Origin of the sequence: Streptomyces sp. NPDC087859 (assembly GCF_044742595.1) — a bacterium.
GTDB lineage: Bacteria > Actinomycetota > Actinomycetes > Streptomycetales > Streptomycetaceae > Streptomyces > Streptomyces canus_F.
This window is the reverse complement of the sequence record NZ_JBIUUU010000016.1, coordinates 1-20,118: the sequence shown is the minus strand read 5'-3', so window position 1 is coordinate 20,118 and position 20,118 is coordinate 1. Positions and strand designations below refer to the sequence as shown.

The 20,118-nt window shown below is 69.6% G+C and carries 14 protein-coding genes and 1 pseudogene; 12 read left to right on the top strand and 3 right to left on the bottom strand.

Going from position 1 to position 20,118, the window contains the following annotated elements:
- Positions 1 to 9: 9 nt before the first annotated feature.
- A complete protein-coding gene (gene purU, locus ACIOHP_RS34585) occupies positions 10 to 882 on the bottom strand; it encodes a formyltetrahydrofolate deformylase (protein WP_307022340.1) in 873 nt (290 codons plus the stop codon).
- Between the two features lie 218 nt (positions 883 to 1,100).
- On the opposite strand from purU (ACIOHP_RS34585), the gene ACIOHP_RS34580 reads away from it, so the two are divergent.
- From ACIOHP_RS34580 to ACIOHP_RS34540, 9 genes are all read left to right on the top strand, one after another.
- The gene (locus ACIOHP_RS34580; protein ID WP_361492658.1) at positions 1,101 to 2,570 is read left to right on the top strand and encodes an aldehyde dehydrogenase family protein; all 1,470 of its coding nucleotides are present in this window, start codon (positions 1,101 to 1,103) and stop codon (positions 2,568 to 2,570) included.
- A gap of 20 nt (positions 2,571 to 2,590) precedes the next feature.
- Positions 2,591 to 3,676, top strand: a complete 1,086-nt coding sequence (locus tag ACIOHP_RS34575) for a glycine betaine/L-proline ABC transporter ATP-binding protein (RefSeq protein WP_361555152.1) — start codon at positions 2,591 to 2,593, stop codon at positions 3,674 to 3,676.
- Positions 3,676 to 5,676, top strand: a complete 2,001-nt coding sequence (locus tag ACIOHP_RS34570; RefSeq protein WP_401893592.1) for an ABC transporter permease — start codon at positions 3,676 to 3,678, stop codon at positions 5,674 to 5,676. Before ACIOHP_RS34575 ends, ACIOHP_RS34570 begins: the two co-directional genes overlap by 1 nt.
- A gap of 13 nt (positions 5,677 to 5,689) precedes the next feature.
- On the top strand, positions 5,690 to 6,649 hold the full coding sequence (locus ACIOHP_RS34565) for an ABC transporter substrate-binding protein (RefSeq protein WP_361555146.1): 960 nt from the start codon (positions 5,690 to 5,692) through the stop codon (positions 6,647 to 6,649).
- A gap of 225 nt (positions 6,650 to 6,874) precedes the next feature.
- Positions 6,875 to 9,313 carry an FAD-dependent oxidoreductase gene (locus ACIOHP_RS34560; RefSeq protein ID WP_401893590.1) on the top strand — a complete coding sequence of 813 codons (2,439 nt, stop codon included), beginning with the start codon at positions 6,875 to 6,877 and terminating at the stop codon, positions 9,311 to 9,313.
- 36 nt (positions 9,314 to 9,349) lie between these two features.
- Positions 9,350 to 10,210 (top strand): bifunctional methylenetetrahydrofolate dehydrogenase/methenyltetrahydrofolate cyclohydrolase, encoded by an 861-nt coding sequence (locus tag ACIOHP_RS34555; RefSeq protein WP_401893588.1) that lies wholly within the window; start codon positions 9,350 to 9,352, stop codon positions 10,208 to 10,210.
- Between the two features lie 31 nt (positions 10,211 to 10,241).
- Positions 10,242 to 11,474 carry a sarcosine oxidase subunit beta family protein gene (locus ACIOHP_RS34550; protein ID WP_266819105.1) on the top strand — a complete coding sequence of 411 codons (1,233 nt, stop codon included), beginning with the start codon at positions 10,242 to 10,244 and terminating at the stop codon, positions 11,472 to 11,474.
- A gap of 26 nt (positions 11,475 to 11,500) precedes the next feature.
- Positions 11,501 to 14,740: a sarcosine oxidase subunit delta gene (locus ACIOHP_RS34545; RefSeq protein WP_401893586.1), complete on the top strand. Its 3,240-nt coding sequence runs from the start codon at positions 11,501 to 11,503 to the stop codon at positions 14,738 to 14,740.
- Positions 14,733 to 15,335: a sarcosine oxidase subunit gamma gene (locus ACIOHP_RS34540; RefSeq protein ID WP_401893584.1), complete on the top strand. Its 603-nt coding sequence runs from the start codon at positions 14,733 to 14,735 to the stop codon at positions 15,333 to 15,335. The genes ACIOHP_RS34545 and ACIOHP_RS34540 overlap by 8 nt, the downstream gene beginning before the upstream one ends.
- Before the next feature lie 151 nt (positions 15,336 to 15,486).
- On the opposite strand, the gene ACIOHP_RS34535 is transcribed toward ACIOHP_RS34540, so the two are convergent.
- Entirely contained in the window at positions 15,487 to 16,284 is a 798-nt protein-coding gene (locus ACIOHP_RS34535) for an IclR family transcriptional regulator (RefSeq protein WP_401893583.1), read from the bottom strand.
- Positions 16,285 to 16,405: 121 nt separating this feature from the next.
- On the bottom strand, positions 16,406 to 17,278 hold the full coding sequence (gene purU, locus ACIOHP_RS34530) for a formyltetrahydrofolate deformylase (protein WP_401893581.1): 873 nt from the start codon (positions 17,276 to 17,278) through the stop codon (positions 16,406 to 16,408).
- A gap of 249 nt (positions 17,279 to 17,527) precedes the next feature.
- Here purU (ACIOHP_RS34530) and ACIOHP_RS34525 point away from each other — a divergent pair, with 249 nt between their 5' ends.
- From ACIOHP_RS34525 to ACIOHP_RS34515, 3 genes and pseudogenes are all read left to right on the top strand, one after another.
- Complete coding sequence (locus tag ACIOHP_RS34525; RefSeq protein ID WP_401893579.1) at positions 17,528 to 18,661, top strand: aromatic ring-hydroxylating dioxygenase subunit alpha; 1,134 nt, start codon at positions 17,528 to 17,530, stop codon at positions 18,659 to 18,661.
- A 104-nt stretch (positions 18,662 to 18,765) separates the two neighbouring features.
- Complete coding sequence (locus ACIOHP_RS34520; RefSeq protein WP_401893578.1) at positions 18,766 to 19,944, top strand: NAD(P)/FAD-dependent oxidoreductase; 1,179 nt, start codon at positions 18,766 to 18,768, stop codon at positions 19,942 to 19,944.
- 46 nt (positions 19,945 to 19,990) lie between these two features.
- Positions 19,991 to 20,118, top strand: a pseudogene (locus ACIOHP_RS34515) (serine hydroxymethyltransferase); the annotation flags it as partial.

The following is a 20,118-nucleotide window of genomic DNA, read 5'->3' as shown; positions in this document are numbered from 1 at the left end:
CGCTGCCGCTCAGCGGAAGACCACCGTGCGGTTGTCGTCCACCATGACCCGGCTCTCGCTGTGCCACTTCACGGCGTGTGCGAGGACCTGTGCCTCCACGTCGCGTCCGACCGTGACCAGGTCGCCGGGGTCGAGGGAGTGGTCCACCCGGATCACGTCCTGCTCGATGATCTGGCCCTCGTCCAGGTCCGGGGTCACATAGTGCGCCGTCGCGCCGACCAGCTTCACTCCGCGCTGGTAGGCCTGGTCGTAGGGTCGGGCCCCCTTGAAACTGGGGAGGAAGGAGTGGTGGATGTTGATGGCGCGGCCCTCGAGCTGCTTGCACAGGTCGTCGGAGAGGATCTGCATGTAGCGGGCCAGCACGACCAGGTCGATGTCCAGGTCGCGCACCAGCTCCAGTAGACGCGCCTCGGCCTGGTCCTTGGTGTCCCGGGTGACCGGGACGTGGTGGAAGGGGATGCCGTAGGTCTCCGCGAGTCCCTCGAAGTCCCGGTGATTGGAGACGATCGCGGGGATCTCGATGTTGAGGGAGCCGGTGCGCTTGCGGAACAGCAGGTCGTTGAGGCAGTGGCCGAATTTGGACACCATGATCAGCGTCCGGGTCGGTGTCGAGGCATCGCTCAACGTCCAGGTGATCCCGTAGGCCTGGGCGACCGGACCGAACCGGTAACGCAGATGTTCCAGATCGGCGTTCGGATCGGAAACGTCGAAGTGGACCCTCATGAAGAACCGGCCCTGAAGTCGGTTGTCGAACTGCTGGCTTTCCAGGATGTTTCCGGAGTTCCTGACGAGAAAGCCGCTCACGGCGTGGACCAGCCCGGCGCTGTCGGGACACGAAAGGGTGAGGACGTACTCACGGCCTGGTTGTGGGCGAGGGGACATGTGCGGCCTCCGTTGGTGCGTATTGCACAACAAGGTGAGCGATACGCAACATGGTCGGCTCGCTGCGGCCCGCGGTCAAGGGTGGTCGGGCAAGTGGTCTCAAGGTGAGAACGGCATCGGTGAACCTCTTGACGTCTGTCCGGACATTCGCCACTGTGTTCCACCACAAGCAATTGGGTGCATGATGCGCAACGAATTTCCGTTGAAAGGCTCGGCGCGTGGCAGACCTGTATGTGGCTGGCGAATGGCGGGATCCGGTGGCCGGCGGGCACCGGGAGATCCGATGTCCCGCTGACGGCTCCCTCGCGGCGACCGTCTCGGAAGGGACGCGCCCCGACACCGAAGCGGCGATCGCCGCCGCCCGCCGCGCCTTCGACGAAGGCCCCTGGCCCGGCACCCCCGAACGCGAGCGCGGCGCGCTGCTGCTGCGTACCGCCGACATCCTCGAGCGCGACGCCAAGGAATTCGCCCGCGCCGAGTCGCTGGACACCGGCAAGCGGCTGGTGGAGAGCGAGTACGACATCGCCGACGTCGTCTCCTGCTTCCGCTACTACGGCGGGCTCGGCGGCACCGACGCCGGGCGCGCGATCGACACCGGCCGCGACGACGCCGTCAGTCGTGTCGTGTACGAGCCGGTCGGCGTGTGTGGTCTGATCACTCCGTGGAACTACCCTTTGCTGCAAGCCAGTTGGAAGGTCGCCCCGGCTCTGCTGGCCGGCAACACGATCGTCCTCAAGCCCAGCGAACTCACCCCCTCCACCTCGATTTTGCTGATGAAGGCGCTCGAGGAGGCCGGTATCCCGGCCGGCGCCGCCAATCTCGTCCTGGGCACCGGCCCCGAGGTGGGCGCACCGCTCTCCGAGCACCCGGCCGTCGACATGGTCTCCTTCACCGGAGGCCTGGAGACCGGCAAGCGCATCATGGCGACGGCCGCGGCGGGCGTGAAGAAGGTGGCGCTGGAACTCGGCGGCAAGAACCCCAACGTGGTCTTCGCCGACGCCGACTTCGAGACGGCCGTCGACTTCGCCCTCACCGCCGTCTTCCTGCACTCCGGCCAGGTCTGCTCGGCGGGCGCCCGGCTGATCGTCGAGGACTCCCTGCACGACGCCTTCGTCGACGAGGTCGTGCGCCGCGCCCGTCTGATCCGCCTCGGCGGGCCCTTCGACCCCGACGCGGAGACCGGCGCGCTGATCTCCGCACAGCACCTGGAGAAGGTCGAGGCGTACGTCGCCGCGGGCCTCGCCGAGGGCGCCGTGCTGCGCTGCGGCGGTGCGCGCCCCGACGACCCGGCCCTCGCGGACGGCCACTACTACCCGCCGACCGTCCTCGACGAGTGCCGGCAGGACATGCGGGTGGTGCACGAGGAGTCCTTCGGACCCGTGCTCACCGTGGAGCGGTTCACCGACGAGGACGACGCCGTACGCATCGCCAACGACACCGAGTACGGACTCGCCGGAGCCGTGTGGACACAGGACGCCGGCAAGGCCCAGCGGGTCGCCCGGCGGCTGCGGCACGGCACGGTGTGGATCAACGACTACCACCCCTATGTGCCGCAAGCGGAATGGGGTGGCTTCGGGCACTCGGGCGTGGGCCGGGAGCTGGGACCGACCGGCCTGAACGAGTACCGAGAGCCCAAGCACATCTGGCAGAACATCCAACCCCGGCCGCAGCGCTGGTTCAGCGGCTGAACGCCGAAAGAAGGTCGAACGTGACCACACAGACCGAGGTGCCACCGCGGCGCGGCACGCCCCAGGACTCGGGCTCCACCCCGGTCATATCCGTGCGCCGGCTGTGGAAGGTGTTCGGGCCGAAGGCGGACCAGGTGCCGGACTCCGAGGAGCTGCGCGGCCTGACCCGCCGTGAGCTCATGGACCGCACCGGGTGCACCGCCGCCGTACGCGACGTCCACTTCGACGTCTCGCCCGGTGAGGTGTTCGTCGTCATGGGGCTGTCGGGTTCCGGCAAGTCGACACTGGTGCGATGTCTCACCCGGCTGATCGAACCCACCGCCGGTGAGATCGTCTTCGAGGGCGAGGACATCCGCAAGGCCGACGACAGGCGGCTGCGCGATCTGCGGCGCCGCAAGTTCTCCATGGTCTTCCAGCACTTCGGTCTGCTGCCCCATCGTCGCGTCGTCGACAACGTGGCGTTCGGCCTGGAGATCCGCGGCATGAGCAGGGCCGAGCGGAACAAGCGGGCCCTGGAGGTCGTCGAGCTCGTCGGCCTCTCGGGCTACGAGAACTCCTACCCCGACCAGCTCTCCGGCGGTATGCAGCAACGCGTGGGCCTGGCCCGGGCGTTGGCGGGCGACCCCGACGTCCTCTTCTTCGACGAGCCGTTCTCCGCGCTCGACCCGCTGATCCGCCGTGACATGCAGAACGAGGTCATCCGGCTGCACCACGAGGTCGGCAAGACGATGGTGTTCATCACCCACGACCTCTCCGAGGCCCTCAAGCTGGGCGACCGCATTCTCATCATGCGCGACGGCAAGATGGTCCAGTGCGGCACCGGCGACGAACTCGTCGGCGCCCCCGCCGACGACTACGTACGCGAGTTCGTGAAGGACGTACCGCGCGGCGACGTGCTCACCCTGCGGTGGATCATGCGCCCGCCGGCGGACGGCGACGAACTGGACGGACCCGAACTGGGCCCGGACGTCGTGGTCAAGGAGGCCACCCGGGCGGTGCTCGCGGCCGACAAGCCGGTCAAGGTCGTGGAGAACGGCAAGCTGCTCGGCATCGTCGGCGACGAGGAGATCCTCGCGGTGGTCGCCGGGCAGGAAGGCGGCGCGTAATGACCGTCGTCATGGAGAAACCGGAGAAGACCGGGGCCGCGGAGGAGCCGACGCCCGTCAAACCGGTGCGCAGGGTCAGCCGGTCCATGGTGATCGCGGCGATTCTCGTCGTCTGGCTGGTGCTCTTCGCCGTGCTGCGCGGCAAGCAGACCCTCACGCTGGCAGCGGCCGACCTGACCGATCTGCACCGGTGGTTCAACGACGTCAACGACTCCATCGGCGCGAACCGCAACTCCAACCCGCTCTTCTTGTACTTCTTCAACGAGATCCGCCTGGTCATCGACAACGTGGTGACCTTCGTACAGGAGCTGATCTCCCAGCCGACCGGCGACCGCCCCGTTCCGCAGATCGGCTGGCTCGGTGTCGTCGGCATCGTGGGCTTCGGCTCGTGGGCGGTCGGCAACTGGCGGGTCGCGCTCCTCGCGGTGGCCGGCTTCACCTTCCTGGGCCTGCAGGGCCTGTGGCAGGAGAGCATGGACACCCTGGCGCTCACGGTCTCCGCGGTCCTCGTGGCGCTGCTCTTCGCGATCCCGCTGGGCGTGTGGGCAGGGCTGTCCGACCGGTTCAACCGGATCGTGACGCCCTTCCTGGACCTCATGCAGACGATGCCGACCTTCGTCTACCTGGCCCCGCTGACCCTGTTCTTCCAGATCGGCCCGGCCTCGGCCACGATCGCCACGCTGATCTACGCGGCGCCGCCGACGATCCGCATCACCGCGCACGGCATCCGCTCCGTGCCGCACACCACGGTCGAGGCGGCCGACTCGCTCGGCGCCACCCGGCGGCAGTCCCTGGCGAAGGTGCTGCTGCCGATGTCCAAGCGGACCGTGGTGATGGGTGTGAACCAGACCATCATGGCCGCCCTGGCCATGGTGACCATCGCCGCCCTGATCGACGCGCCCGGCCTCGGCAAGACCGTCCTGCAGGCACTCCAGTCGCTGGATGTCGGCACCGCCTTCAACGCGGGCCTGGCCATCGTCGTCCTGGCGATCGTGCTGGACCGCGTCACCACCGCGGCGAGCACCCGCGCGGAGGCGGCGCGGCGCTCGAAGAACCGCTTCCTGGCCTGGCGGCGCCCGCTGCTGGGCGTGGGCGCGGTGGTCACGGCGGTCCTGATCTATCTCTCGCACACCTATCTGTGGGCGGCGGAGTTCCCCGGCGAGGGAGACACGGGCACTGCCATCCGCAGCGGCGCGGACAACGTGACCACTTGGGCGCAGGACAACCTGTCGGGTCTGACCAACGCGTTCCGCGACGCCATCACCAACGGTCTGCTCAACCCGTTCCAGTCGCTGCTCACCGACTCCCCGTGGTGGCTCGTCGGAGCCGCCCTGATCGGGATCGGCGTGGTCCTCGGCGGATGGCGGGCCGGCATCACCACGGCGGTGTGCGTGGGGCTGCTCGTCGGCACCGGAGTGTGGTCGGACAGCATGACGACCCTCGCGTCGACCGCGGTCGCCACGGTGCTCGTGATGCTCCTCGGCATCTGCTTCGGCGTCTGGATGGGACGCAGTGCCCTGGCGGACCGGCTGCTGCGGCCCACGCTGGACGCGGCACAGGTCATGCCGCCGTTCGTCTATCTCGTCCCGTTCCTCGCATTGTTCGGCGCGACCCGCTTCACCGCGATCGTCGCTGCCGTCGTCTACGCCGCCCCCGTCGCCATGAAGATCATCGCGGACGGGGTGCGGAACGTGCCCGCCACCACCGTGGAGGCGGCCACCTCTGCCGGGTGCAACACCTGGCAGATCATCACCAAGGTCCAGCTGCCGATGGCACGCAGCGCCCTGACCCTCGCGACCAACCAGGGCCTGATCTATGTGCTGTCGATGGTCGTGGTGGGCGGCCTGGTGGGCGCGGGCGCCCTCGGCTACGACGTCGTGGCCGGATTCTCGCAGGGACAGTTGTACGGGAAGGGGCTCGCCGCGGGGCTCGCCATCGTCCTTCTCGGTGTCATGTTCGACCGGATCACTCAGGCAGCGGCTCGCCGCACCTCCGCATAAGGAGCACCACACCATGGCAAGACATTGGCGGGCCGGCGCGGCCGGCGTGGCGATACTCGGTCTCACCCTCACGGCCTGCGGCGGCGCGAAGGTCGGCGACGACTCCGCGGCGGCCGGTGAGTCGGGCAAGTGCGGCACCTTCAACCTCGCGGTCAACCCGTGGGTCGGCTACGAGGCGGACGCGGCCGTCATCGCCTACGTCGCGCAGAACGACCTCGGTTGCAAGGTCAACTCCAAGGACCTGAAGGAAGAGATCGCCTGGCAGGGATTCGGGACGGGCGAGGTCGACGCCGTCGTGGAGAACTGGGGCCATCCCGACCTGAAGAAGAAGTACATCACCGACCAGAAGACCGCCGTGGAGGCCGGCTCGACCGGCAACAAGGGCATCATCGGCTGGTACGTGCCGCCGTGGCTGGCCAAGGCGCACCCCGACATCCTCGACTCCAAGAACCTCAACAAGTACGCGTCGAAGTTCAAGACCTCCGAGTCGGGCGGCAAGGGCCAGCTCCTCGACGGTGACCCGTCGTTCGTCACCAACGACGAGGCGCTGGTGAAGAACCTGAAGCTGGACTTCAAGGTGGTGTACGCGGGCAGCGAGACCGCGCTCATCCAGGCCTTCCGCAAGGCGGAGAAGAACAAGGAATGGGTGATCGGCTACTTCTACGAGCCGCAGTGGTTCCTGTCCGAGGTGCCGCTGAAGAAGGTCGCTCTGCCCGCGTACAAGGACGGCTGCGACGCCGACGCGGAGAAGGTCGCCTGCGACTACCCCGTATACGACCTGGACAAGATCGTCAGTGCGAAGTTCGCCAAGTCCGGCAGCCCCGCCTATGACCTGGTGAAGAACTTCAACTGGACCAACGACGACCAGAACCTCGTGGCGAAGTACATCGCGGTCGACAAGATGACCCCCGAGGCGGCCGCCAAGAAGTGGGTCGAGGCCAACCGCGACAAGGTGGACGCCTGGCTCAAGTAACCCCGGCGGACCAGGAGTCGAAGACCGGTCGGACCTGCCCGGTGGACGGTGCGCACCCCGCGCGCACCGTCCACCGGGCATTGCCGTGTCACGCCCTGTTTTCCGAGGTCCCGGCCCCCTTGACACCCACCTGCACGGAAGGCACATTGAGTTGCGCAACCTGAATCACGTTGCGCAGACAGCAACTCGATCGGCTCGGCTGGTCAACAATCCGGAGGTGCGGCGATGGCGGGACCCCGAGTGGTCATCATCGGAGCGGGCGTCGTGGGAGCGGCCCTCGCGGACGAGATCTCCGCGCGCGGCTGGACCGAGGTGACCGTGGTCGACCAGGGCCCGCTGCCCGCCACCGGAGGTTCCTCGTCGCACGCTCCGGGGCTGGTCTTCCAGACGAACTCCTCCAAGACCATGACCGAGCTGGCCCGCTACACCGTCGAGAAGTTCTGTTCCCTCGACGTGGACGGCAAGCCCTGCTTCCTCCAGGTCGGCGGCCTCGAGGTCGCGACCACCCCCGAGCGCCTGGTGGAACTGCGGCGCCGGCACGGCTGGATCACCGCCTGGGGCGTCGAGAGCAGGCTGCTGAGCGCCGACGAGTGCGTCGAACAGCACCCCCTGGTCAACCGGGACAAGGTCCTGGGCGGCCTGCTGGTCCCGACGGACGGCCTCGCCAAGGCTGTCCTCGCCGTCGAGGCGCAGATCCGCCGGGCCACCGAACGAGGCGTCCGCTTCCTGGCCCGCCACGAGGTCCTCGACGTACCGCAGAGCGACGGCCGCGTCACCGGCGTCCTCACCGACCAGGGCGAGATCCCCGCCGACATCGTCGTGTGCTGCGCCGGCATCTGGGGCCCGAAGATCGCCCGCATGGCCGGCATGAACCTCCCGCTGACCCCGCTCGCCCACCAGCTCGCCTGGACCGGCCCGGTACCGGCGCTCGCCGGCCAGACCGAGGAGGCGGTCCGCCCGATCCTGCGCCACCAGGACGCCGACCTCTACTACCGCGACCGCTTCGACGCCATCGGCATCGGCTACTACGGCCACCGCCCGATGCCCATCACGGCCGACGACATCCTCTCCGTCGACGAGGCCGACACGATGCCGTCCGTCCTGAAGTTCACCGAGGAGGACTTCGAGCCGGCCTGGACCGAGACCCAGTCCCTGCTCCCCGCGACGAAGGACGCCAAGGTCGAGGAGGGCATCAACGGCCTCTTCTCCTTCACCACCGACAACTTCCCGCTGCTCGGCGAGTCGCAGGACGTCAAGGGCTTCTGGGTCGCCGAGGCGGTCTGGGTCACCCACTCCGCGGGCGTCGGCCGGGCCATGGCCGAATGGCTGGTCGACGGCCACTGCTCGTCCTTCGACCTGCACGAGTGCGACGTCAACCGCTTCGAGCCGCACCAGCTCTCCCCGGAGTACGTCCTGGCCCGAGACTGCCAGAACTTCGTCGAGGTCTACGACATCCTCCACCCCCTCCAGCCCTCCGGCCACCCGCGCCCGATCCGCAAGAGCCCCTTCTACGCCCGCCAGGAGGAGCACGGCGCCTTCTTCCTGGAGGCGAACGGCTGGGAGCGGCCCCAGTGGTACGAGGCCAACGCGGGCCTGGTCGAGGGCCGTTCCATCCCCACGCCCAACGACTGGGCCGCCCGGTACTGGTCGCCCATCGTCGGCGCCGAAGCCCAGGTGACCCGCGAGACCGTCGCGATGTACGACATGACGGCCCTCAAGCGCCTGGAGGTCGCGGGCCCCGGTGCCGCGGACTTCCTGGAGCGGCTGGTCACCGGCAAGGTCGCCAAGTCCGTCGGCTCGGTGACGTACACCCTGGTGCTGGACCACGACGGCGGCATCCGCAGCGACATCACCGTCGCCCGCCTCGCCCGCGACCTCTTCCAGATCGGCGCCAACGGCAACCTCGACCTCGACTGGCTCACCCGCCGGCTCCCCGCCGACGGCACCGTCCAGGTCCGCGACATCACCCCCGGCACCTGCTGCATCGGCCTGTGGGGCCCACTCGCCCGCAAGGTCCTCCAGCCCCTGACGGACGAGGACTTCACCAACGACGGCCTGAAGTACTTCCGCGCCAAGCGCGCCTACATCGGCAGCGTTCCCGTCACCGCGATGCGCCTGTCCTACGTCGGCGAACTCGGCTGGGAGCTCTACACCACCGCCGACCAGGGCGAGAAGCTCTGGGACACCCTCTGGCAGGCCGCGAGGCCCCTCGGCGGGATCATCGCCGGCCGCGGCGCCTTCAACAGCCTCCGCCTGGAGAAGGGCTACCGCTCCTTCGGCACCGACATGACCTACGAGCACGACGCTTACGAGGCCGGCGTCGGCTTCGCCGTCAAGCTCGACAAGGGCGACTTCACCGGCAAGGAGGCCCTGGAGCGCCGCAAGGAGAACGTGGGCCGCAGGCTGACCTGCCTCACCGTCGACGACCCGCAGGCGGTCGTCCTCGGCAAGGAGCCGGTGTACGACGGGGACCGCGCGGTCGGCTACGTCACCAGCGCCTCCTACGGCTACACGATCGGCAAGGGCATCGCCTACGCCTGGCTGCCCGCAGAACTCGCCGCCCCGGGCACCACCGTGCACATCGGCTACTTCGACCAGCGCGTCGAGGCCGTCGTCGCCGAGGAGCCCCTGTTCGACCCCACCATGTCCCGCCTCCGTGGCTGACCTGCCACGTCGGCTTCGACAGAAGGAGCACAGCCGGTGACTGCACAGCTGCTCGACGGCAAGGCCACCGCCGCCGACATCCGTCGCGAACTCGCCGAGCGCGTCGCCAAGTTGACCGCCGGCGGCGAGCGCCCGCCGGGCCTCGGCACCGTCCTCGTCGGCGACGACCCGGGCAGCCACGCCTACGTCGCCGGCAAGCACCGCGACTGCGCACAGGTCGGCATCGCCTCCTTCCGCCGCGAACTGCCCGCCGACGCCACCCAGAAGCAGGTCGAGGACGTCATCGACGAACTCAACGCCGACCCGGCCTGCACCGGCTACATCGTCCAACTCCCGCTCCCGAAGCACCTGGACGCCAACGCCGTACTGGAACGCATGGACCCGGCCAAGGACGCCGACGGCCTGCACCCCGTCAACCTCGGCCGACTCGTCCTGGGCGTGGAGGCCCCGCTGCCCTGCACCCCGCGCGGCATCGTCGAACTCCTCCGCCGCTACGACATCCCGCTGGCCGGAGCCCGGGTGTGCGTGATCGGCCGGGGCGTCACGGTCGGCCGCCCGATCGGTCTGCTGCTCACCCGCCGCTCCGAGAACGCCACCGTGACCCTGTGCCACACCGGAACCAAGGGCCTGGCCTGGCACGTACGCGAGGCGGACATCGTCATCGCGGCAGCCGGCTCACCCGGGCTGATCACCAAGGACATGCTGCGCCCCGGCGCGGCGGTCCTGGACGTCGGCATCACCCGCACCGACAGCGGCCTGGTCGGCGACATCCACCCGGACGCGGCCGAGATCGCCGGATGGGTCGCACCCATGCCCGGCGGGGTCGGCCCCATGACGAGGGCGATGCTGCTGGCCAACGTCGTCGAGGCCGCCGAGAGGAACGCGAGCACCGTATGAACCTGTCCCTTCCCGAGGACGGAGCCGTCCGATGAGCCCCCGCACCCCCGGCGCCGAACTCCCGGAGCACCCGGACTTCCTCTGGCGCAACCCCGAGCCCAAGCGCTCCTACGACGTGATCGTCGTCGGCGGCGGCGGCCACGGCCTGGCCACCGCCCACTACCTGGCGAAGAACCACGGCATCACCAACGTCGCCGTACTGGAGAAGGGATGGCTGGCGGGCGGCAACATGGCCCGCAACACCACGATCATCCGCTCCAACTACCTGTGGGACGAGAGCGCCGGCATCTACGAGCACGCGCTCAAGCTGTGGGAGGGCCTGGCGGAGGAGCTGGACTACCCGATCCTCTTCTCCCAGCGCGGTGTGCTGAACCTCGCCCACAGCCTCCAGGACGTCCGCGACAGCGTGCGCCGAGTGGAGGCGAACCGCCTGAACGGCGTGGACGCGGAATGGCTCGACGCGGACGGCGTCAAGGAAGTCTGCCCGATCGTCAACATCTCCCCGGACGTGCGCTACCCGGTCCTGGGCGCCACCTACCAGCCCCGGGCGGGCATCGCCAAGCACGACCACGTGGCCTGGGGCCTGGCCCGCTCGGCGGACGCGGCGGGGATCGACATCATCCAGAACTGCGAGGTCACCGGCCTGGACGTGGTCGGCGGCCGAGTCGTCGGAGTCCAGACCAACCTGGGCCCGATCGCCGCGGGCAAGGTCGCCCTGTGCTCGGCCGGCCACACCTCGGTCCTCGCGGCGATGGCCGGCATCGAACTCCCCGTCCAGAGCCACCCGTTGCAGGCGCTGGTGTCGGAACTGCTGGAACCCGTCCACCCCACGGTGGTCATGTCCAACGCGGTCCACGTCTACGTCAGCCAGGCCCACAAGGGCGAGCTGGTCATGGGCGCGGGCATCGACGCGTACAACTCCTACACCCAGCGCGGCGCGTTCCACATCATCGAGGAACAGATGGCGGCCGCCCTGGAACTCTTCCCGGTCTTCGCCCGCGCCCACGTCCTGCGCACCTGGGGCGGCATCGTCGACGTCAGCCCCGACGCCTCACCCATCATCGGCCTCAGCCCGGTCGACAACCTCTACCTCAACTGCGGCTGGGGCACGGGCGGTTTCAAGGCCACCCCGGGCGTCGGCTGGGTCTACGCCCACACGATCGCCCACGACACACCGCATCCCTTGAACGCCCCCTTCTCGCTCGACCGTTTCACCACCGGCGCGCTCGTCGACGAGCACGGCGCGGCCGCGGTGGCCCACTAGGACCACTGGATACTGGGAGCCGATCCATGCTGCTCATCCCCTGCCCGTGGTGCGGGCCCCGCGACGAGGCCGAGTTCCACTACGGCGGCCAGGCGCACGTCCCGTACCCGGAGACCCCGTCGACCCTCACCGACGAGGAGTGGGCCCGCTACCTCTTCTTCCGCGACAACACCAAGGGCCCCTTCGCCGAACGCTGGAGCCACGCGGCGGGCTGCCGCAAGTGGTTCAACGCGATACGGGACACGTCGACGAACGAGATCCTGACGGTGTACAGGTCGGGAGAGGAACGCCCGGCGCCTGTTGAGCCCCGCCCAGTGCACCCAGCCCGTCCGGCGTTTGAGGACGAGGCCCTTTCAGGGCCGACGGGGGTCCAGGGGGCAGAGCCCCCTGGCGGGGTCGAAGGGGCGGAGCCCCTGGGGACGGGAACGGGTCAGGGCGGCGGGGGCGAATCCGTCTTCCGCCACTCCACCCGCGGCCGGATCCACCGCGACACCCCCCTCACCTTCACCTTCGACGGCACCGAATACCAGGGCTACAGGGGCGACACCCTCGCCTCCGCCCTCCTCGCCAACGGCGTCATCCAGGCCGGCACCAGCATCAAGCTCGGCCGCCCGAGAGGCATTTTCTCGGCCGGCGTCGAAGAACCCAACGCGGTCATCCAGATCGAGGCCCCCTTCCCCGAGCCGATGCTCCCCGCCACCACCGTCGAGCTCTACGACGGCCTGGTCGCGACCAGCCTCCCCGGCCAGGGCCGCCTCGCCACGGACCCGGACCCCGCCCGCTACGACGCCGTACACGCCCACTGCGACCTCCTGGTCGTCGGCGCCGGCCCGGCCGGCCTCGCGGCAGCCGCGGCGGCGGCGAGGAGCGGCGCCCGCGTCATCCTCGCCGACGACCAGCCGGAGCCGGGCGGCAGCCTCCTGGGCACCGGCGAACACCTCGACTGGGTGTCAGAGGTCGCCGGCCTCCTCGACGCCGCCCCCGAGGTCCGCGTCCTGCGCCGTACCACCGTCTTCGGCTACTACGACGACAACCACCTCCTCGCCGTGGAACGCCGCACCAATCACCTCGGCGCGGCAGCCCCCGACAACGTCTCCCGTGAACGCGTCTGGCGCATCCGCGCCCGCCGCGTCATCCTCGCCACCGGCGCCCACGAGCGCTCACTGGCCTTCCCGGACAACGACCGCCCCGGAGTGATGCTGGCCTCCTCGGCCCGCACCCACGTCAACCGCCACGGCGCTCTCCCCGGCCGCCGGGCGGTCGTCCTCACCACCAACGACAGCGCGTACGCGGCCGCGTTGGACCTGAGGACAGCGGGCGTGGACATCACCGCCATAGTCGACACCCGCCCCGAGCCGGGGGAGTGGGCACAGCGCGCCCGCCGGGCCGGCATCGAGGTGCTGACCGGCCACGCGGTCACCGGCACGGAGGGCTCCCCCCGCCTGACCGCGGTGACCGTCGCCCCGTACGGAGACTCCGTGGGACAGCGGGAGTTCGCCGCCGACCTGCTGCTGGTCTCCGGTGGCTGGAACCCGGTCGCGCACCTCTACAGCCAGGCGGGCGGAAAGCTCCGCTACGACGAGACGCTCGGCTCCTTCGTGCCCGAGGCATGCCGACAGGCGGTCGAGGTCGTGGGCAGCGCGAACGGTGTCCTGGCCACGGCCGAGGTCCTGGCCCACGGCAGCGCCGCCGGTGCTCGCGCGATCGAGTCCGAGGGCTACACCCCGCAGCCACCCCGCCTCCCGGCCGTCGCCGCGCAGCCGCGGCCGACGCCCCCGATGCACGTGTACGTCGTCCCCGGCACCTCCGGCCCCCACCGCTTCGTGGACCTCCAACGCGACGTCACCGTCGAGGACCTGGCCCGGGCGGCAGGCGCCGGTATGCGCTCGGTCGAGCACACCAAGCGCTACACCACCTCCGGCACCGCCAACGACCAGGGCAAGACGTCCGGCGTCCTGTCCAGCGGCGTGGTCTCCGAACTCCTCGGCGTGGACATCTCGGCACTCGGCACGACCACGTTCCGGCCGCCGTACACACCGGTCTCCTTCGCGGCGCTCGCAGGCCGTGACCGTGGCGTCCTGAGCGACCCGGTCCGCACGACCGCCATCCACGAGTGGCACGTCGACCACGGCGCCCTGTTCGAGAACGTCGGCCAGTGGAAGCGCCCTTGGTACTACCCGTGGAGCGGCGAGGACATGGAGACCGCCGTGCTGCGCGAGTGCGCCGCCACCCGCGAGAGCGTCGGCTTCATGGACGCCTCCACCCTCGGCAAGATCGACGTCCAGGGCCCGGACGCCGGTGTCTTCCTCGACCTGCTCTACACCAACATGATCAGCACCCTGAAGGTCGGCATGATCCGCTACGGCGTGATGTGCCGCCCGGACGGCATGGTCTTCGACGACGGCACCGTCATCCGCGTGGCCCAGGACCGCTTCCTGGTCACCACCACGACCGGCAACGCCGCCGCCGTACTGGACTGGATGGAGGAGTGGCTGCAGACCGAGTGGCCCGAACTGAAGGTCCACTGCACGTCCGTGACCGAGCAGTGGGCCACCGTCGCCCTGGTCGGCCCGCGCTCCCGCGACGTCCTCGGCTCGCTCGCGCCCGAACTCGCCGTCGGCAACGACGACTTCCCGTTCATGGCCTGGCGCGGGACGACCGTCGCGGGCATCGACGCCAGGGTCTGCCGGATCAGCTTCTCCGGCGAACTGGCCTACGAGATCAACGTGTCACCGTGGCAGGCCCGCGCCCTGTGGGAGGCCCTGTACGAGGCCGGCAGGCCGTACGGCATCACCCCGTACGGCACCGAGACCATGCACGTCCTGCGCGCCGAGAAGGGCTATCCCATCATCGGCCAGGACACCGACGGCACGGTCACCCCCCAGGACCTGGGCATGAGTTGGGCCGTGTCGAAGAAGAAGCCCGACTTCATCGGCAAGCGCTCCTTCGCCCGCGCCGACACCGTCCGCGCCGACCGCAAGCACCTGGTCGGCCTCCTCCCCGAGGACCCCGGCACCTTCCTCCCCGAAGGCACCCACCTGGTCGCCGACAGCGTCCTTCCGGCGCCGCCCGTCCCGATGCTCGGCCACGTCACCTCCAGCTACCGCAGCGCGGCGCTGGGCCGGACCTTCGCGCTCGCCCTGGTCAAGGGCGGCCGCGAGCGCATCGGTGAGCGGCTCTACGCCCCCGTGGGCGACCGGCTGGTCCCGGTGACCGTCGCAAGCCCCGTCCTCTACGACCCCGAGGGAGCCCGCCGTGATGGCTGACACCGCACTGACCGCCCCGCCCCGCAGCCCCCTGGCACAGGTCGCGGGCCGACTGGCCGCCGCCACCCGCATCTCCGGGGGCGCGGTCCGGCTGGCCGAACTCCCCTTCCTGGCCCAGCTCAATGTGCGCCTGGACGCCAAGGGGACGGCGGCGGAAGCCGTCGGGCTCGCGCTGGACCTGCAACTGCCCCTTCAGCCGAACACCGTTGTCCGGGCGGGGGAGTTGACCGTGCTCTGGCTCGGCCCGGACGAATGGCTGCTGGTGGGCCCGCCCGGAAGCGAGCGGGAGCTGGAGAACCGGATCCGCACGGCCGCGGGAGACGAACACGTCTCCGTCACCGACGTCTCCGCACAGCGCACCACGCTGCTCGTGGCGGGCCCCCGCGCCCACGATCTGCTGGCGCACGGCTGCGCACTGGACCTGCATCCGCGGAGCTTCGGCTCCGGGCGCTGCGCCCAGACCACCCTGGGCCGTACACAGGTCATCGTGGTCGCCCGGGCCGATTCCCGGGCCGGTTTCTGGGTCCTGGTGCGTTCGTCCTTCGCCGGCTATCTGACCGACTGGCTGCTGGACGCGGCGACGGAGTACGTCTGAGCGAAGGCTGGGCTCCTGCCCGCCCGACGGGCGGGCCGAGCTGGGCCTGGTGCCTGCACGAGTCGCCGCGACGCTCGACGCGGTACCGGGTGACAGCCCGCTGGAGTGCGGAGACGACGTCGTCAGCACGGTCCCTCGGCCCGGGCGAGGGTCAGCCGAGGTAGCCCATCCGGTGGCTGATCTCCCGCGCGCCCTGGAGGAGTGCGGGTAGGAGCTCGTCGATGCGCTCCTCGGTGAAGCGGTACGCGGGTCCGGAGGCGCTGAGGGCGGCGACGACCTCGCCGTCATGGGTCCGGATCGGGGCCGCCACGGCGTGCAGTCCGATCTCGAGTTCCTCCAGGGTCACCGCGTAGCCGCGCTCACGGGCCACGGCGAGGTCCTTCTCCAGGGCCGCCTCGGTGGTCAGGGTGCGCGGCGTCAGCTTCTGCAGCCCGGACGCCGCGAGCACGTCGGCGCGCTCCTTCGCCGGCAGGTGGGCCAGCAGGATCTTGCCGCTCGACGTGGCGTGCACCGGGGTGAGCTGCCCGACCCAGTTGTGGGTGCCGACGGCGCCCGGGCCGCGTACCTGGTACAGGTTGACCGCGTAATGCTCCTGCAGGACCGCGATGTTGACGGTCTCGCCGACCTCTTCGCTGAGCCGCTCGCACACCGGCCGGCCCTGCTGCGTGACGTCGAGACGGCCCGTGACGGCGCCGGCCAGCCGCACGATGCCGAAACCGAGCCGGTACTTGCCCCGCTCGGCCGTCTGCTCGACCAGACCGCGCGCCTCCAACGCCCCGAGCAGGCGGAAGGCGGTCGACTTGTGGACGTCGATCTGCGCGGCGACCTCGCTGACGCCCGCCTCGCCGCGCAGGGCGAGGATCTCCAGGACGCTGATGGCACGGTCGACGGACTGCACCCCGCTCACCGCGGGCCCGGCTGTCTCGCCGTCTGCCGTTTGGTTGCTCATGGCGCAACTATAATCATGGGTTCCCGTCGACGGACCGGTGCCGTGGAATTCGACGGTGCGCCCGATGTCGGCCGGTCAGCGGGCTGTTGAGCGCTGCGGACCCGGTGCTGTCCGTCGCCCGTCAGCGCAGGACGACCGTGCAGTGGCCGTTGATCAGCACACGGTTCTCGCTGTGCCACTTCACCGCGCGGGAGAGCGCCTGGGCCTCGACGTCGCGGCCGATGGCGACCAGTTCGTCGGGCGTGCGCGAGTGGTCCACGCGGACGACGTCCTGCTCGATGATCGGGCCCTCGTCCAGGTCGGGCGTGACGTAGTGCGCCGTCGCCCCGACGAGCTTCACGCCGCGCTGGTGCGCCTGGACGTACGGGCGGGCCCCCTTGAAGCTCGGCAGGAACGAGTGGTGGATGTTGATCGCCCGTCCGTCGAGCTGCTTGCACAGGTCGTCGGAGAGGATCTGCATGTAGCGGGCGAGGACCACGAGGTCGACGTCCAGTTCGTCGACGAGACCCAGCAGTCGCGCCTCGGCCTCCGCCTTGGTCTCCTTCGTCACCGGGATGTGGTGGAAGGGGATGCCGTAGGTGCGCGCCAGCGGCTCGAACTCGCGGTGGTTGGAGACGATCGCCGGGATCTCGATGTTGAGAGCGCCCGTGGATCTGCGGAAGAGCAGGTCGTTGAGGCAGTGGCCGAACTTCGACACCATGATCAGGGTGCGCGTCGGTGTGGAGGCGTCCTGCAGCCGCCAGCTGATCCCGTACGCCTGGCTCACCGGACCGAACCCCGTGCGCAGCTCCTCCAACGAGACCTCGGGATCCGAGACATCGAAGTGCACCCGCATGAAGAAGCGGTTCTGCAGCCGGTCGTCGAACTGCTGGCTCTCCAGGATGTTGCCGGAGTGACTCACGAGGAACGTGGTCACGGCGTGGACGAGTCCGGCCTGGTCGGGACAGGACAGGGTGAGGACGAACTCGCGGCCGGGCTGCGGTCGAGGGGACATGCCATCCTCCGAATGTCTAGCTGCGTATTACGCAACAAGTAGAGCTATACGCAACATGCTCCAACGCGGGTGCCGTGCCGGTCAAGGGGTGGCGTGCGGGAGAGGGGCCGAACCGCCGACCTCTTGACAGTGGGTGTCGGCGGCGGGACAGTTTGGGCGTCCGTTTCATATGACGGTTGTGGTTGCTTTATACGCAACATGAAGCTCGTTCGGCCTCGACTCGGCCGCCCCTTGATGAGGAGACCGGCAGTGACCCAAGAGGGCCTCCCCCTGAGCCTGATCGCCACCCTGTCGGGGGAGCACTACACCGACCCCGGGATCTTCGCCCTGGAGCAGGAGCGGATCTTCGAGGCCATGTGGTTCTGCGTGACCCGAGCCTCGGAACTGGCCAAGCCCGGGAGCTTCCGCACCTATCAGGTCGGGCGGGAGAGCGTGCTGATCACGCGTTCCCGGGACGGCTCGGTCAAGGCCTTCCTGAATGTCTGCCGGCACCGCGGAGCCAAGCTGTGCACGGAGGAGGCCGGCGAGGTCAAGCGAGCCTTCCAATGTCCGTACCACGCCTGGACGTATGGCCTCGACGGCAAGCTGATCGCCGCACCGAACCTGACCTCGATGCCGGACATCGACCGGACCGAGTACGGCCTGGTCAACATCCATGTCCGGGAATGGCTCGGATATGTGTGGGTGTGCCTGGCCGACACCCCGCCGTCCTTCGAGGAGGACGTCGTCGGCGAGGTCGTCTCCCGCCTCGGCGACGTGGAGTCGATCGACCGCTACGACATCGACAACCTCCGACTGGGCCGCCGTATCACCTACGACGTGAAGGCCAACTGGAAGCTCATCATCGAGAACTTCATGGAGTGCTACCACTGCGCGACCATCCACCCCGAACTCACCGAGGTGCTCCCGGAGTTCGCGGACGGATACGCCGCCCAGTACTACGTGGGCCACGGCGCGGAGTTCGGCGAGGAGGTCCAGGGCTTCACGGTCGACGGCTCCGAGGGCCTGGACCGGATCCCCGGCGTGGCCGAGGAGCAGGACCGCCGCTACTACGCGATCACCGTCAGGCCGCAGGTGTTCATCAACCTCGTCCCCGACCATGTGATCTTCCACCGGATGTACCCGCTGTCCGTCGATCGCACGATCGTCGAGTGCGACTGGCTCTACCTCCCGCACGTCGTCGAGAGCGGCAAGGACGTGGCGCGGTCGGTGGAGTTGTTCCACCGCGTGAACCAGCAGGACTTCGAGGCCTGTGAACGGACCCAGCCGGGCATGAGCTCGCGGGTCTACGCGAAGGGTGGCGTCCTGGTCCCCAGCGAGCACCACATCGGCGAGTTCCACGCCTGGGTGCAGGACCGGGTCGACGCGCCGCCCGTCGACTGATATGGGCGACTCCTTCCTTGACAATCCCCGTTCCGCACAGAAACCATGTTGCGCATAACGAGTATCGTTGTGCCATGTGAGACAACTCTCCGTCTGGAGCCCGCATGAGGAGCATCACCGTCGTCGGAGCGTCGCTGGCGGGTCTGAGCACGGTCCGTGCGCTGCGCGCGGAGGGCTACGACGGTGAGATCGTCGTCGTCGGGGAGGAGCGCCACACTCCCTACGACCGCCCGCCGCTGTCGAAGGACTTCCTCAAGGGGGACCTCGACGCCGACGCCCTCGCGCTCGGTGACGCCGATGAGTACGAGGCGTTGGACGTGCAGTGGCTCCTCGGCGAGCGCGCGGTGCGGCTGGACCCGGTGGCAAGGACCGTCACCCTGACCGGGGGACGGCACGTACGCACCGGCGGTGTCGTCGTCGCGACCGGCGCCAGTGCCCGGATGCTCCCCGGTACGGACGGCCTGGCCGGTGTCCACACCCTGCGCACCCTGGACGACGCCCAGGCCCTGCGCGCCGAACTGCTGGACGGCCTGCCCCGGCTCGTCGTCATCGGCGCCGGCTTCATCGGCGCCGAGGTGGCCTCCACCGCCCGCGGACTCGGGCTCGACGTCACCGTTGTGGAGGCGCTCGACGTACCGCTGGAACGCCAACTGGGGCGTCAGATGGGGCTGGTGTGCTCCTCGCTCCACACCGATCACGGGGTCCGCCTGCTGAGGGGAACCGGAGTGGCGGGACTCGTCGGCGCGAACCGGGTGACCGGCGTGCGGCTGGCGGACGGGCGAGTGCTGCCCGCCGACATCGTCGTGGTGGGCGTGGGTGTCAGGCCCGCCACCGACTGGCTCGCCGGATCCGGCGTGCGGGTGGACGACGGTGTGGTGTGCGACGCCGGCTGTGCGACCAGTGTCCCGGGCGTGGTCGCCGTGGGCGATGTCGCCCGCTGTCCCAGCCCGTTCACCGGGCGCCACGCCCGCATCGAGCACTGGAGCAACGCCACCGAGCAGGCGAGAACCGCCGCTCGGACACTGCTCCGCGGGGAGTCGGCCCCGGCGCCGCTCACCGCGCCGTACTTCTGGTCCGACCAGTACCAGGTGCGTATCCAGCTCGCCGGACACGTCGGCCCCGGAGCCGAGCCGGAAATCGTCGAAGGCGATGTCGACAGCCGTTCCTTCACGGCCGTCTACCGGCGCGAGAGCACCCCCGTCGCGGTGCTCTCCCTCAACCAGCCCAAGTTCTTCAACCGGCTCCGCCGCACTCTCGTCCCCGCCGCCGCGGTCGCGCTCTGAGCCGACGCCTGTGCCGCTCACAGCGCCCACACTCAAGGAGACGTCCATGACCCTCTTCAACCAGCCCCTGCACGAGGTGGACCCGGAGATCGCCGCGGCGGTCGATGCCGAGCTGAACCGTCAGCAGTCCACCCTGGAGATGATCGCCTCCGAGAACTTCGCGCCGGTCGCGGT

What these genes read in the sequence shown, in the direction of transcription:
- purU (WP_307022340.1), bottom strand. Translation starts at nt 882, where the DNA reads ATGTCCCCTCGCCCACAACCAGGCCGTGAGTACGTCCTCACCCTTTCG.
- ACIOHP_RS34570 (WP_401893592.1), top strand. Translation starts at nt 3,676, where the DNA reads ATGACCGTCGTCATGGAGAAACCGGAGAAGACCGGGGCCGCGGAGGAG.
- ACIOHP_RS34565 (WP_361555146.1), top strand. Translation starts at nt 5,690, where the DNA reads ATGGCAAGACATTGGCGGGCCGGCGCGGCCGGCGTGGCGATACTCGGT.
- ACIOHP_RS34560 (WP_401893590.1), top strand. Translation starts at nt 6,875, where the DNA reads ATGGCGGGACCCCGAGTGGTCATCATCGGAGCGGGCGTCGTGGGAGCG.
- ACIOHP_RS34550 (WP_266819105.1), top strand. Translation starts at nt 10,242, where the DNA reads ATGAGCCCCCGCACCCCCGGCGCCGAACTCCCGGAGCACCCGGACTTC.
- ACIOHP_RS34545 (WP_401893586.1), top strand. Translation starts at nt 11,501, where the DNA reads ATGCTGCTCATCCCCTGCCCGTGGTGCGGGCCCCGCGACGAGGCCGAG.
- ACIOHP_RS34540 (WP_401893584.1), top strand. Translation starts at nt 14,733, where the DNA reads ATGGCTGACACCGCACTGACCGCCCCGCCCCGCAGCCCCCTGGCACAG.
- ACIOHP_RS34535 (WP_401893583.1), bottom strand. Translation starts at nt 16,284, where the DNA reads ATGAGCAACCAAACGGCAGACGGCGAGACAGCCGGGCCCGCGGTGAGC.
- purU (WP_401893581.1), bottom strand. Translation starts at nt 17,278, where the DNA reads ATGTCCCCTCGACCGCAGCCCGGCCGCGAGTTCGTCCTCACCCTGTCC.
- ACIOHP_RS34520 (WP_401893578.1), top strand. Translation starts at nt 18,766, where the DNA reads ATGAGGAGCATCACCGTCGTCGGAGCGTCGCTGGCGGGTCTGAGCACG.